The sequence below is a fragment of the Thermaerobacillus caldiproteolyticus genome, assembly GCF_013761245.1.
GTDB classification, from domain to species: Bacteria; Bacillota; Bacilli; order Bacillales; family Anoxybacillaceae; genus Thermaerobacillus; species Thermaerobacillus caldiproteolyticus.
Window position 1 is genome coordinate 227139 of sequence record NZ_JACDUT010000004.1, and the last position, 12610, is coordinate 239748.

9 protein-coding genes and 1 riboswitch are annotated in these 12610 nt (G+C 43.8%); of the genes, 4 read left to right on the top strand and 5 right to left on the bottom strand.

What is annotated here, in order from left to right; translation table 11 throughout:
* Positions 1-183 precede the first annotated feature (183 nt).
* The 3 genes from metH to HNR31_RS08085 all read right to left on the bottom strand — a co-directional run bounded on the left by metH (position 184) and on the right by HNR31_RS08085 (position 6553).
* A complete protein-coding gene (gene metH, locus HNR31_RS08075) occupies positions 184-3594 on the bottom strand; it encodes a methionine synthase (RefSeq protein ID WP_181555742.1) in 3411 nt (1136 codons plus the stop codon).
* Positions 3587-5437, bottom strand: a complete 1851-nt coding sequence (locus HNR31_RS08080; RefSeq protein WP_181555743.1) for a bifunctional homocysteine S-methyltransferase/methylenetetrahydrofolate reductase — start codon at positions 5435-5437, stop codon at positions 3587-3589. Before HNR31_RS08080 ends, metH begins: the two co-directional genes overlap by 8 nt.
* 305 nt (positions 5438-5742) lie before the next feature.
* Positions 5743-5860: riboswitch (SAM riboswitch) on the bottom strand.
* Positions 5861-6061: 201 nt separating this feature from the next.
* Positions 6062-6553 (bottom strand): YajQ family cyclic di-GMP-binding protein, encoded by a 492-nt coding sequence (locus HNR31_RS08085; RefSeq protein WP_181555744.1) that lies wholly within the window; start codon positions 6551-6553, stop codon positions 6062-6064.
* A gap of 102 nt (positions 6554-6655) precedes the next feature.
* On the opposite strand from HNR31_RS08085, the gene HNR31_RS08090 reads away from it, so the two are divergent.
* The 3 genes from HNR31_RS08090 to HNR31_RS08100 all read left to right on the top strand — a co-directional run bounded on the left by HNR31_RS08090 (position 6656) and on the right by HNR31_RS08100 (position 10280).
* A complete protein-coding gene (locus HNR31_RS08090; protein ID WP_181555745.1) occupies positions 6656-7519 on the top strand; it encodes a CvfB family protein in 864 nt (287 codons plus the stop codon).
* A gap of 107 nt (positions 7520-7626) precedes the next feature.
* On the top strand, positions 7627-8610 hold the full coding sequence (locus tag HNR31_RS08095; protein ID WP_181555746.1) for a BMP family lipoprotein: 984 nt from the start codon (positions 7627-7629) through the stop codon (positions 8608-8610).
* A 17-nt stretch (positions 8611-8627) separates the two neighbouring features.
* Positions 8628-10280 carry a methyl-accepting chemotaxis protein gene (locus HNR31_RS08100; protein ID WP_181555855.1) on the top strand — a complete coding sequence of 551 codons (1653 nt, stop codon included), beginning with the start codon at positions 8628-8630 and terminating at the stop codon, positions 10278-10280.
* 126 nt (positions 10281-10406) lie between these two features.
* On the opposite strand, the gene HNR31_RS08105 is transcribed toward HNR31_RS08100, so the two are convergent.
* On the bottom strand, positions 10407-10538 hold the full coding sequence (locus HNR31_RS08105) for a DUF3941 domain-containing protein (RefSeq protein ID WP_181555747.1): 132 nt from the start codon (positions 10536-10538) through the stop codon (positions 10407-10409).
* Between the two features lie 62 nt (positions 10539-10600).
* The gene (locus HNR31_RS08110) at positions 10601-11464 is read right to left on the bottom strand and encodes a DegV family protein (protein ID WP_181555748.1); all 864 of its coding nucleotides are present in this window, start codon (positions 11462-11464) and stop codon (positions 10601-10603) included.
* Between the two features lie 123 nt (positions 11465-11587).
* On the opposite strand from HNR31_RS08110, the gene HNR31_RS08115 reads away from it, so the two are divergent.
* Positions 11588-12430, top strand: a complete 843-nt coding sequence (locus HNR31_RS08115) for a YitT family protein (RefSeq protein WP_181555749.1) — start codon at positions 11588-11590, stop codon at positions 12428-12430.
* Positions 12431-12610: the final 180 nt, after the last annotated feature.

Sequence of the window (12610 nt, forward strand, 5' to 3'; positions counted from 1 at the left end):
TTCCTCCTCATGAATCATTGTTTTATCGTTAGTATGGGACAATGGCAGAAAAATATTTGATCTGTCTGGAAAAAGGAAAGCCGAAGTTAGGTAAGGACCTCGGCTTTGTCTAGCTGCGGCGACCATCCCCCACGACGCTTCGGCAGGCCTTCAAGCGCGGGTAGGTCGCCTTTGTTTTTCCTTTTATAATACGTTAAAATATTTCGCTTCCGGATGGGCGAAGACGATGGCGGAAACGGAGGCTTCCGGTTCCATCATAAACCCATCGGTCAATTGAATGCCGATTTCTTCGGGATGCAGTAAGCGGAATAGTTTTTCTTGGTCTTCAAGGTTCGGGCAAGCTGGATAGCCAAATGAGAACCGCTGGCCTTGATATTTAGCGGCAAATCGCTCTTCCATCGTGAAATCAGGGTCGTCTGGGAAACCCCAACGGTCGCGCATCACTTGGTGAATGCGCTCCGCCAGCCCTTCAGCGACTTCTAGCGCCAATGCTTGAATTGCATGGCTGCGCAAAAATTCGCCGCTTTCTTTCCATTGTTGTGCTAATTCGCGAATGCCTTTTCCGGCGGTGACGGCAAAAAAGCCTACATAATCAATTTGTCCGCTTTCGACTGATTTGACGTAATCGGCTAAACAGAGATAAGGAGCTTTCGCTTGCCGCGGAAACTCAAACGTTTCGATAACAGTTTTTTGATCTTCTGGAGAGTAAATATAGATTTTATTTCCTTCACTTTGCGCTGGAAAAAATTGATACACAGCCGCTGGCACAATCCATTGTTGTTGTTTTGCTTTATCGAGCAGTTCATCGATAAGCTGTTTCAGCATAAGTGCCTTTTCATCTTGTTCAGCCAAAAGCTTTTTCACTTTTCCTTTTAATCCAAGATGATGACCTAAAAGCATTTGCCAGTTAATGTAAGGTTCAATATGCGAAAGAGAAAATTCCTTCAGTACGTGACGTTCTAAATCGGTTGGTTCAAAGACAGGCACATCAGTAGCTACATTTGATTTTGTAACTGTCACGGTTGGTGCAGTCGTGTTGGATGTAACGAAGTGCTTTTCCGTTTTTGTATAAGAAATCTCGTCTTGTTGTAAGCGGTTCGCAAGCGCCAGCCCGTCCATCGCGTCTTTGGCGTATAATACAATGCCATCGTATTCCGGGGCAATTTTATTTTCCGTAAATTTTCGTGATAATGCCGCGCCGCCTACTAAAATCGGGATCGAAATTCCCGCTTGCTGCAAATCTTGGGCGGTGAGGACCATTTGCTGCGCCGATTTGACAAGCAGCCCGGAAAGGCCGATAATGTCAGGCTTCTCTGCATAAACCGCTTCAATGAGCTGTTGCGGCGTCACTTTAATTCCTAAATCGACAACATGAAAGCCGTTATTGCTTAAAATGATGTCCACTAAGTTTTTTCCGATATCATGAACGTCGCCTTTGACTGTGGCGAGCAACACTTTTCCTTTTGTGCTGCTTTCTGTTTTTTCCATATACGGTTCTAAAAAGGCGACGGCTGCTTTCATCACTTCTGCGCTTTGCAATACTTCAGCGACAATGAGCTGGTTGTCATTGAACAATCGACCGACTTCATCCATGCCCGCCATTAACGGTCCGTTAATAATTTGCAGCGGGTCGGAATACGTTTGCAAGGCAAGTTCCAGATCGGCGAATAATCCTTCTTTCGTTCCTTCGACAACATAGTTTGCCAGCCGTTCTTCCAAGGTGAGCGTTGTATTCGGTTTTTTCGTTTCTTTCGTTTTGTCACGATAAAATTGAATAAAGGCGTTCAATGTTTCATCGTTTGTGTCAAACAACAACGCTTCCGCTAATTTTACTTCCTCTTCCGGAATGGAGGCAAACCGTTCGAGCTTTTCTGTATTGACAATCGCATAATCTAATCCCGCTTGTGTGCAATGGTAAAGAAAGACAGAATTTAAAATTTCACGGCCAACCGGCGGTAAGCCGAACGAAACATTGCTGATGCCGAGAATCGTCAAACAGTGCGGCAATCGTTCTTTAATAAGGCGAATGCCTTCAATGGTTTCTTTGGCGGCGCCAATATATTGTTCATCGCCGGTACCGACCGGAAAGACAAGCGGATCAAAAATAATATCGTGCGGGGAAATCCCGTATTTGTTGACGAGTAAATCATAGGAGCGCAAGGCAATCTCCAGCTTTCGCTCTGCATGAATTGCCATTCCCTGTTCATCGATCGTTCCGACAACGACAGCTGCACCGTATTTGTGAATAAGAGGAACAATTTTTTCAAATCGTTCTTCGCCGTCTTCTAAGTTAATCGAGTTAATAATCGCTTTTCCTTGGGAATAGGAAAGGGCGCGTTCGATGACATTTTCGTCGGTTGAATCGATGACGAGCGGCACTTTTACTTTTTTCACGACATGTTGGATAAAGCGCTCCATATCCTCTTTTTCGTCTCGATCCGGGTCGGCTAAACAAATGTCGATGACATGCGCTCCATTTTTGACTTGGGCACGTGCAATTTCCGCAGCTTCTTCGTATTTTCCTTCAGCAATGAGCCGCTTAAATTTTCGGGAGCCGATCACGTTCGTTCGCTCCCCGACAAAGAGAGGACGCATCGTTTCTTCATAAATGAGCGGTTCAATGCCGGATACCGCATGGGCTTCAAATGATGACGGAATCGGACGCGGTGGAATATGCTTTACCGCTTCAGCGACGGCGCGAATATGATCCGGTGTTGTACCACAACAACCACCAACAATGTTAATCCATCCTTTTTCAGCGAAACGTTGAATTTTTTTCGCTAGCATTTCCGGCGTTTCGTGGTAATGACCTTCTTCGTCAGGAAGACCGGCGTTCGGATAACAGCTAACCGCTGTGTTCGCAAGGGAGGCAAGTGAGCGTAAATGGTCGGTCATAAATTCTGGACCGGTCGCGCAGTTTAGTCCCACAGCAAATGGTTTCATATGTTGAATCGAGATAAAAAATGATTCGATGTTTTGCCCAGCCAACGTCGTTCCCATCGGTTCAATTGTTCCGGAAATCATTAAGGGCACTTTTTTTCCTAGTTTTTCAAATGCTTGTGAAATGCCGATAAATCCTGCTTTTACATTAAGCGTATCTTGACATGTCTCTAAAAGAAGAAGATCGACGCCGCCGATGAGCAGTCCGCGCGCTTGTTCTTCATAGGCTGCAACTAATTCGTCAAACGTAATTCCTCCGGTGACCGACAACGTTTTTGTCGTCGGTCCCATCGAACCAGCGACAAAGCGAGGCCATTCGGAAGTGGAATAGGCTTCGGCCGCTTTTTTAGCGAGTTTGGCTGATTGAATGTTGAGTTCTAATGCCAGATGACTTAGTCCGTATTCGTCTAATACGATGCTTGTAGCACCGAACGTGTTTGTTTCGATAATGTCTGCTCCCGCCTGCAAATACGCTTCATGAATGTGTTCGATGACGTGAGGGGCGGTCAGCGACAAATATTCGTTACATCCTTCGTATTGTTCTCCGCCGAAATCCTCCGCCGTTAATTGGGCGCTTTGAATCATCGTTCCCATCGCGCCGTCGATAATTAAGATTTTTTTTTCGAGCTGTTGTTGTAACTGTGTGCTAGCCATGGAGTACCTCCCTTTCTTGAGCGGCCTGCTCTTTTTCATGGATGTAATGAGCGAGTTCGACGGTCATTTCATAACGTAAAAACGGTGTAATTAAGTAAATGCCGTTAAATAAATCAAAGGCAGCATCAATTAACGATTTCGCAATCGCAATTCCTTCGCGCGCTGATTGAATTGGGTTGTTGGCGCATGAGGCCATGCGGGAACGAATCTTTTCAGAAAGGGTAATTCCCGGCACTTCATGGTGAAGGAAATCAGCATTGCGCGCGCTTGTAAGCGGCATAATTCCGATATAAATCGGTGCTTCGAGATGTTTCGTTGCCTCATACACTTCCTCGATTTGCTGTTCGGAATAAAGAGGCTGGGAAATAAAGTAGTCGGCGCCGCAACGAATTTTCTTTTCGAGACGCTCAACCGCTTTGTCGAGGTGGCGAACGTTCGGATTAAACGCTGCGGCAATCGAAAAGTTTGTTTTTTGCCCGAGCGGCTTTCCGGAATATGATAACCCCTCATTAAATTGACGGATGAGTTGAATTAAATCAAATGACGATAAATCATATACGGATGTTGCTCCCGGAAAATCGCCGATTTTCGACGGATCACCGGTGACCGCAAGCACGTCGGTAATACCGAGCGTATGTAAGCCCATTAAATGCGATTGCAATCCAATTAAATTGCGGTCGCGGCACGTAATATGAATGAGCGGGCGAACGCCGAGCTGTTGTTTGACAATCGTTCCGAGCGCCATGTTGCTAATGCGTGGGGTCGCCAATGAATTATCCGCCAAAGTAAGCGCATCGATATTCACCTCTTTAAGCGCCTTCGCTCCTTCTAAGAATTTGGTGATCCCCAGTTTTTTTGGCGGGTCCAGTTCGACGATGACCGAATGCCGCTTGCGCACAATTTCTTGTAACGGCGGCTCGTTTTCTTGTTCGACCTCTTGAATGGAAACGACCGTTCTGCGAGGTTTTACCGTTTTTTCATGAATTGGAGTGCGGTCTTTTAGTGCGCGGGCAATCGCTTCAATATGTTTTGGTGTTGTGCCGCAACAGCCGCCAATGAGGCGAACGCCTTGTTCGCGAAACGAAAGTGCCGTTTCTTCAAAGTAAGCGGCATTCGTTTCGTACACAAGACGACCGTCGCGATAATCCGGTAAGCTTGCGTTCGGATAAGCAGAAAGAAAGGCAGTTGTCGGCAACGGCACTTCTTCAAGAGAGCGAATCATATGGTACGGACCAAGATGACAGTTGAGTCCGACAACATCGGCACCTAATTGTTCTAATTGCACAATTGCATCGGCAAGGGGAGTACCATCTTGTAAAACGCCAACATCATGAAGGGTGACATGGGCGATAATCGGTTTGTCCGTTTCTTTTCGGGCAATTGTTAGCACTGTTTTTAACTCTTCTAGGTCGTAATACGTTTCGAGTAACAGACCGTCAATATCTTCGTGCAACAGCACATATAGTTGTTCGCGGAATGTTCGTTTGATTTCTTCGATGGTAAGGGAGCTTTTGTTGATGCTGCGCAAACCGCCAATCGTTCCAAGTACGTAGGCATGATTTGCTGCCGCTTGTTTCGCCAACTTTACAGCTGCCCGGTTGATCGTTTTTACTTCGTCTTCCAAACCGTAACGGGCGAGCTTTATATAGTTCGCGCCGTATGTATTCGTTTGAATGACTTCTGCTCCAGCAGCCATATAGGCTTCGTGGATATGAATAATGTCATCCGGTTTTGATAGGTTCAACTCTTCAAAACATCGATCCGCTCCATGAGAGTATAATAATGTTCCCATCGCACCATCGGCGATGACGATTCGTTCTTTTAAATCTTCGAGAAGCCCCATGTTCATTCCCCCGTTCGATATAAAGTAAGAAAAGTGGAAGCGGCGCGAACAGCTCTTCTTCGCCCGAAGAGGTGCTTGCCACCTCAAGGGAGAAGGTCATTTGGCAGAAGAGAGCTAGCCGCTGAAGCTAGGCAATAACAAAATCAGAGCCGCTTGCTTAATGCCGTAAGGAAAATGTTCTTTCGATGAGAAATGCTGGCATTTCGACGAAGGAAGGTTATTTTCCATTAGGCGTTGCAAGGCGAGCTAGACAGTAAAATAAAAAAGCCTTCCATAAGAAGAAGACTTTTTGTGAGCATTGTCTCTTCTTATCTTCCAAGCGAAACGCCTGTCTGGAATTAGCACCTGGACTTTCGAAAATGCGGTCGAAAGTCGGTTGCTGAGGGTTCACTGGGCCAGTCCCTCCCCCTCTCTTGATAAGAAATGGTTATGAAGTTTTGACGAAATGAATTTATATATAATGTAAATAATTTTGCGAAAATATTCAACTATTAATTTTTTATTCTTTGACGCTGCGCTGTGTTTATACAATGAAAAAAGCAAAAAGGCCTAACCCCTTAATGACACCCACAAATATTGTGGAAGTGAGGGAGTTAGACCTTCGTGAGATAACCTTCTTTTTCTTCATCGATAGTTAACAAATTGCACATCGATTGGCAAGTCTGCTTCACGAATCGCAGCGATCACTTTTTGCAAATCGTCTTTGCTTTTGCCGCTGACGCGAATTTGATCCTCTTGAATTTGGCTTTTGACTTTTAGCCCTGTATTTTTAATAATTGTGTTAATTTTTTTCGCGTTCTCTTTGTCGATGCCTTGAACGAGTTTCGCGCGCTGACGAACCGTTCCTCCAGAGGCAGGTTCCACTTTTCCATATTGAATATTTTTCGTTGGCACGCCGCGCTTAATGAGTTTACCGATAAGCACATCTTTCAGCTGCTCCAATTTAAATTCGTCGTCCGAAATTAACACTAGCTCGTCTTTTTCCAAAGAAATGTCGCTTTTGCTTCCTTTAAAATCATAGCGGTTTTGAATTTCTTTCATAGCAATATGAATCGCGTTGGTGACTTCAGATAGATCAACTTTGGATACAATATCAAATGAGCTTTCTTTTGACATAAAATACCTCCAACAAAGTTTGGTCATTTGGTTTCATTATAGTAAAATGTAGCATGTGAAACAACTTTTTCTGACGAACAATGAAAAAAGGAAGATGTGAACATGGAACGATTTGTACCCGGAGAAATAACAACATTAACAGTAAAAAGGGAAGTGCCGTTTGGCTATTTTTTAACAAATGGAAAAGAGGAAGTGTTATTGCCTAAAAACGAAACGGAACATTTGCTAGCGATTGAAGAGCCTGTCACGGTGTTTCTATATCATGATCATCAAGGACGGTTATGCGCAACGACAAAAACGCCGAAAATTACCAATGAAACGTACGGCTGGGTGGAAGTTGCCGACGTTGTACCGAAGCTTGGCGTGTTTGTCAATATTGGGATTTCCAAAGATGTATTAGTGTCGGTAGATGATTTGCCGACGCTTCCGTCACTATGGCCACAACGCGGCGATATGTTATATTGCTCTCTCAAAACGGATAAACGTGGCCGGTTGCTTGCACAATTAGCGACTGATGAGGTCATGAAAGAAATTGCAATAAAAGCACCGGAATCGGTGTTTAATCAAAACATTTGCGGTCGCGTCTATCGGGTCATTAAGGTAGGGGCGTTTATCATATCGGATGTCGGATATCTTGGTTTTATTCATGAATCACAACGCCGAAGAGAGCCGCGGCTTGGTGAAGCAGTCGAAGGCCGAATTATCGGTGTAAAAGAAGATGGAACGGTCAATGTATCCCTGCTGCCGCGCAAACATGAAAGTATTGACGAGGATGCGCAGATGATTTATCGTTATATGGAAAGCCGCGGCGGGGCGATGCCGTATAGCGACAAAAGCGACCCTGAGGATATTCAAGCGCGTTTTCAAATGAGCAAAGCAGCCTTTAAACGAGCATTAGGTCGCTTGATGAAAGAAAAGAAAGTATATCAAGAAAGTGGTTGGACGTATACGGTAAAAGAAAAATAGTGTGTGGAGCTGACAACAGCTCCGTTTTTTTATAAAAAAACTTAAAAAATTTCCAGCCTTGTCGATAAAAACAATGGACATATTTTAAAAAATGAGGGGACAGGCAAATGAAACAGCAGAAACACATATGTCTTATCATCGTACTCATCAGTTTATTTAGTATCGTAGCTGGTTGTTCGACACAAGAGGCAACGAAGAAAAAAGACCGAATCAAAGTTGGGATTATGTTGTCGGACGTCGGACTAGGAGATCAATCGTTTAGTGATTCCGCGTTTCGCGGGTTAATGAAAGCGCGCGACGAATTAGGAATCATTTTTGATTATCGGGAATTGAGCGATACGAAGACGTATGAACAAGGTTTAAAAGAGCTTGCCGAAGAAGGCAATGACATTGTCATTGGTCTTGGTTTTATGGTGCAAGAGGATTTAGAAAAAGTGGCGAGACAATATCCGAAACAACGATTTATTTTAATTGATTCCGTATCCAAATTAAAAAACGTAACATCCATTACATTTAAAGAAGATGAAGGTAGCTTTTTGACTGGCGTCGTCGCCGCATTGACAACGAAAACGAATCGAGTCGGTTTTATCGGTGGAGATGATGTGCCGCTTATTCGTAAATTCGAGGCAGGTTTTGAAAAAGGTGTTCACGCGATCAAACCTTCTGCTTCTGTTAATGTCGTTTATGCGGGTGACTTCGGAAATGAGAAGCTCGGCGCAACGATTGCGAAAGAGATGTTTCAAAAAGGATGCGATATCGTTTATGCGGCGGCGGGACTTACAGGGGTCGGCGCGCTTCGGGAAGCGGAAGCACATGGGGTGTATGCGATTGGAGTCGATAGTGACCAATATTTTTATGCGGAAAAAGCGGTCGTGACATCCATGGTTAAAAATGTGGACGTTGCCTTGTTTACCGTTTTAAAGCAATACGTAACAAAAGGAGATTTGCCAAGCGGAACGGTTCAGCTTGGATTGGCGGAAAACGGAGTCGGACTCGCACAGATTCGTGCAGTACCGTGGGATGAGCATAAGCAACAGCTGATTGAACAATGGAAACAAAAAATCATTAACGGTGAAGTGACAACGAAGTAACGGAAAAGGGGATTATGATGACGATTCGGAAAAAGCTATGGCTTCATTCGTTCATTTTGTTATTGTTGTCGATGGCAATGATGGGATTTATTATTGTGAACATGCTGTCGATTCAAGCGACGAATAAAGATATCGTTCCGGTTTTGCTGACGGTACAACAGCTACAAGCAAGCATGAAATCGACAAAACAAAGCTTAAATAATTTTGCTTATAATATGACCGAGGGAAATAAGCAAGAAGTAACGACTCAAATTCAAGAAACAGAACGATTCATTAGCAAACTAGAAAAAACGTTAAAACAAAAACAATTTATTGAGCTGTTAACGAAAGCGAAGCAGAAATTTTCGGATGTGCACACCCAATCGCTTGAGGCGCTCGATCAGCGTGATGCATCCGAAGTGAGACGGCAAGCGATGCGGATTGAGGGAGCGCTCAATGACGTTTACGTTTTGCAGTTATACACGAATGATTTTTATCAAAAACTGCAAAGCGATTTGCAAGCGCAAATCCGCTTTGTCATTTGGACAGCCATTATCGGAAGTATTGCGCTCATCATCATGTCAGGGGGAATCAGTTTACGGCTTACGCGCTCCATTACGAATCCGCTGCAACGTTTGGCGAACAACGCCAAAGAAATCGCTAGCGGTAACTTGCTTGTGGAACGAGTTTCTTATAAGCATGATGATGAATTAGGAGCGCTGAATACCGCGTTCAATACGATGGTTGATGAGCTCAATCGGTTGTTGCACTCTGTTGATGGTGTAAGTAAACAAGTTGAAACATTTGCCAAAGAACTGGAAAAAGAGAATCAAATGTTAACAGAGATCAATCGTCAAGTTGCTTTATCAACGAATGAGCTATCGGCAGGTTCACAAAGCATTTCTGAAGAATTGCAACAGGCGGTATTGCTCATTGAGAAAATGGATGCTACATTTGCAAAAACGGCGGAACGAACAGAGCAGACAGCGCTGTATAGCGAAGCGGCTGTTGAGGCGATTCAGAACGGCCAAAAAGCGATGGAGCAACAGATGCAGTTCGTTCGCGATAACTCGGAAGCGACATTGTCTATTGAACAAGCGACTAATGAATTTACGAGCTATGCTGCGAACATTGAACAAATGGCTAAAGCGGTATCAGATATTGCCGAACAGACGAATTTATTGGCATTAAATGCGGCGATTGAAGCAGCGAGAGCGGGAGAAGCAGGGAAAGGATTTGCCGTTGTTGCTGAAGAAGTTCGCAAACTAGCTGAAGAATCCGCGAGGGCGACAAAGCAAATTTTTGAAACGGTCTCCCTCATCAAACGCGGCGTTGCTTCTGTTTCGTCAGCGGTAGCTCAAGGCGTAAAAATCGCCGAACAACAATCGCAATCGATTGAAACAACGACCAATGCGTTTGCCGAAATCGAGAAAAAAGTTGAAGGAATCTCAAGCGATATTCAAGCGCTTGTGGCGGATGTAAATACATCGAAAGAATTAGGAAACCAAGTATTGCAAAATGTCGAAAGCATTAGCGCGGTTGTTGAGCAATCCGCAGCCGGAAGCGAAGAAATCGCCGCTTCCATGTCAGAACAGCTGACCGCATTTGAAAAAATGGTCGAAAAAGTGACGACGCTGCGCCAGCTCACAGATGAACTGCACGCAGTTATGGCGAGGTTCCGAACGAAATAATGCAGCCTAAGAAAAGGCATGTTCTTTATTGCAATAGAATATTTTACATTTTTTCTAGGGGCCAGTTTGGCTGTTAGTAAAAAAGAGGGATGCCCTTTTAAGGGACATCCCTCTCTTATATCAATGTTACAGATGATCCGTTTTCTTCGAATATTCGTATTTTCCCGCTTGGCGGTTTTTTTCGCGAAGCATATTTTTTTCGTGGAGTTTCGCGTTATTGTCACGCGCCTTTTTATCATTATCGCTTGTATGGGACATACTGGTGTTACAACTCCTTTATGTGGATTGTACACCGGTAGTTTTTTCGAAAAGGCATGATTTTATGCTTCGATGTGTTGATTGAGGAAAAAGAGCGCCAATGTGCCCGGACCGGCATGAGCGCCGATTGCGCCGCCAATCGGAGAAATGAAAAAGCGTGTGCAGCCGAATGTCTCTTCGATTTGTCTTTTTAATTCTAAAGCGGCTTCTTCATCATCGCCATGGCTGATGCCAATCACTTGTTTTTGCAAATCGTCCCCGCGTTCTGCCATCAATTCAAGCATTCGTTTATACACTTTTTTTCGACCGCGCAGTTTTTCAAGCGGAACAAGTTTCCCATCTTCGACATGAAGCAGCGGCTTAATATTCAATAGTCCGCCGACAAGCGCAGATGCTTTGCTAATCCGTCCGCCGCGTGCTAAAAATTCTAAATCATCGACGGTAAAAATATGTTCCATATGTTGACAATAAGAAGCGATGGTGTCACATAGCTGTTCATATGGCATGCCTTGCTGGGCTAATTCGCTTGCTTTGGCGACGACAAGTCCTAGGCCGAGTGACGCGCATTTCGAGTCGATAATCGTGAGTGAGAAGTCAGGGTACTGTTCGAGCACTTCCTCACGCACCATCATTGCCGTTTGATATGTTCCTGATAATTGCGACGAGAACGCGATATAAATCGCTGGGCGACCATCTTTGGCAAGCTCTGTAAACAATTCTTTCATCTTCAGTGCATTTGCCTGCGATGTTTTTACGATTTCCCCTTTTCGCATTGCCTCATATACTTGCTTTGGGTCAATCGTTACAAAGTCTTCATAATCCGTTCCGTTCAAATGAACAATGAGCGGAAGGAAGGAAATATAATGTTTTTGTAAAAAAGAGTATGGCAAATCACAGCCACTATCGGCTACAATGTTAATCGACATCATGTTCACCTTCTGTCTTTTTATAAAATAGTTTTATTTTTATAAGTGTAAGATACCATTTTTCGTTTACGAAGAAAAGGAAAAACAAACACTATGGAAGAACGACCTACAGGAGGAGCACAAATGATTTTGTTAGAAGCGAAAAAGTTGATCATTGTTATCATTGGCGCACTGCTGAATGCAGTAGGCATGAACTTATTTCTTATTCCCGCTAACGTTTATACGAGCGGATTTGCTGGGGTTTCCCAACTTGTTTCAAAACTTGCTCATGACTATACGCCTTATCATATTTCTACGGGACTTTTATTGTTCCTGCTTAACATTCCCGTTGCGATTTTGGGGTGGAAAAAAGTTGGAAAATCATTTACGTTTTATAGCTTTCTCAGTGTGATTTTTATGTCGTTATTTTTAGAAATCATTCCAGTGAAAGAGGTTGCGCAAGATATTTTACTAAATGCAGTATTCGGTGGAGTAATTGCGGCAGTTGGTATTGGGATTACGTTAAAGTGGGGGGCATCCACCGGAGGCCTTGACATCATTGCATTAGTGTTATCACGCATGAAAGATCGTCCGGTTGGCACATACTTTTTTGCGTTAAATGCAGTTATTATTTTAACAGCAGGTTTTGTATACGGATGGGAAAAAGCGTTATATACGCTCGTTACGTTATATGCATCGACGCGTGTCATCGATGCGATTCATACGCGTTATCAAAAATTAACGGTCATGATTATTACGAATAAAGGGGAAGAATTGAAAAAAGCGATTCATGCGAAACTTGTGCGCGGGATTACGACTGTACCAGCGAAAGGAGCATTTTCACAACAACCGAAAGATATGCTCATTATCGTTATCACGAGATATGAATTATTTGATTTAACGAGGATCATTAAAAAAGTCGATCCGAATGCCTTTACGAATGTTGTTCAGACGACAGATGTATTTGGATTTTTCCGGAAAGATTAAAGCTGCGGATTGTCCGCAGCTTTTTCATCATAAGAATTGATATCTTGCTTCCTTTTCGAGGAGAATTGTCTAGCTCAGCTTGCAACGTATCAACTGCTTGAATCAATTTTTTCGATGATATATGCTATCGAAGGCGCAAGCGTCTAAAGAATAACCTTCCTTTATCATTTTGTCTAGATC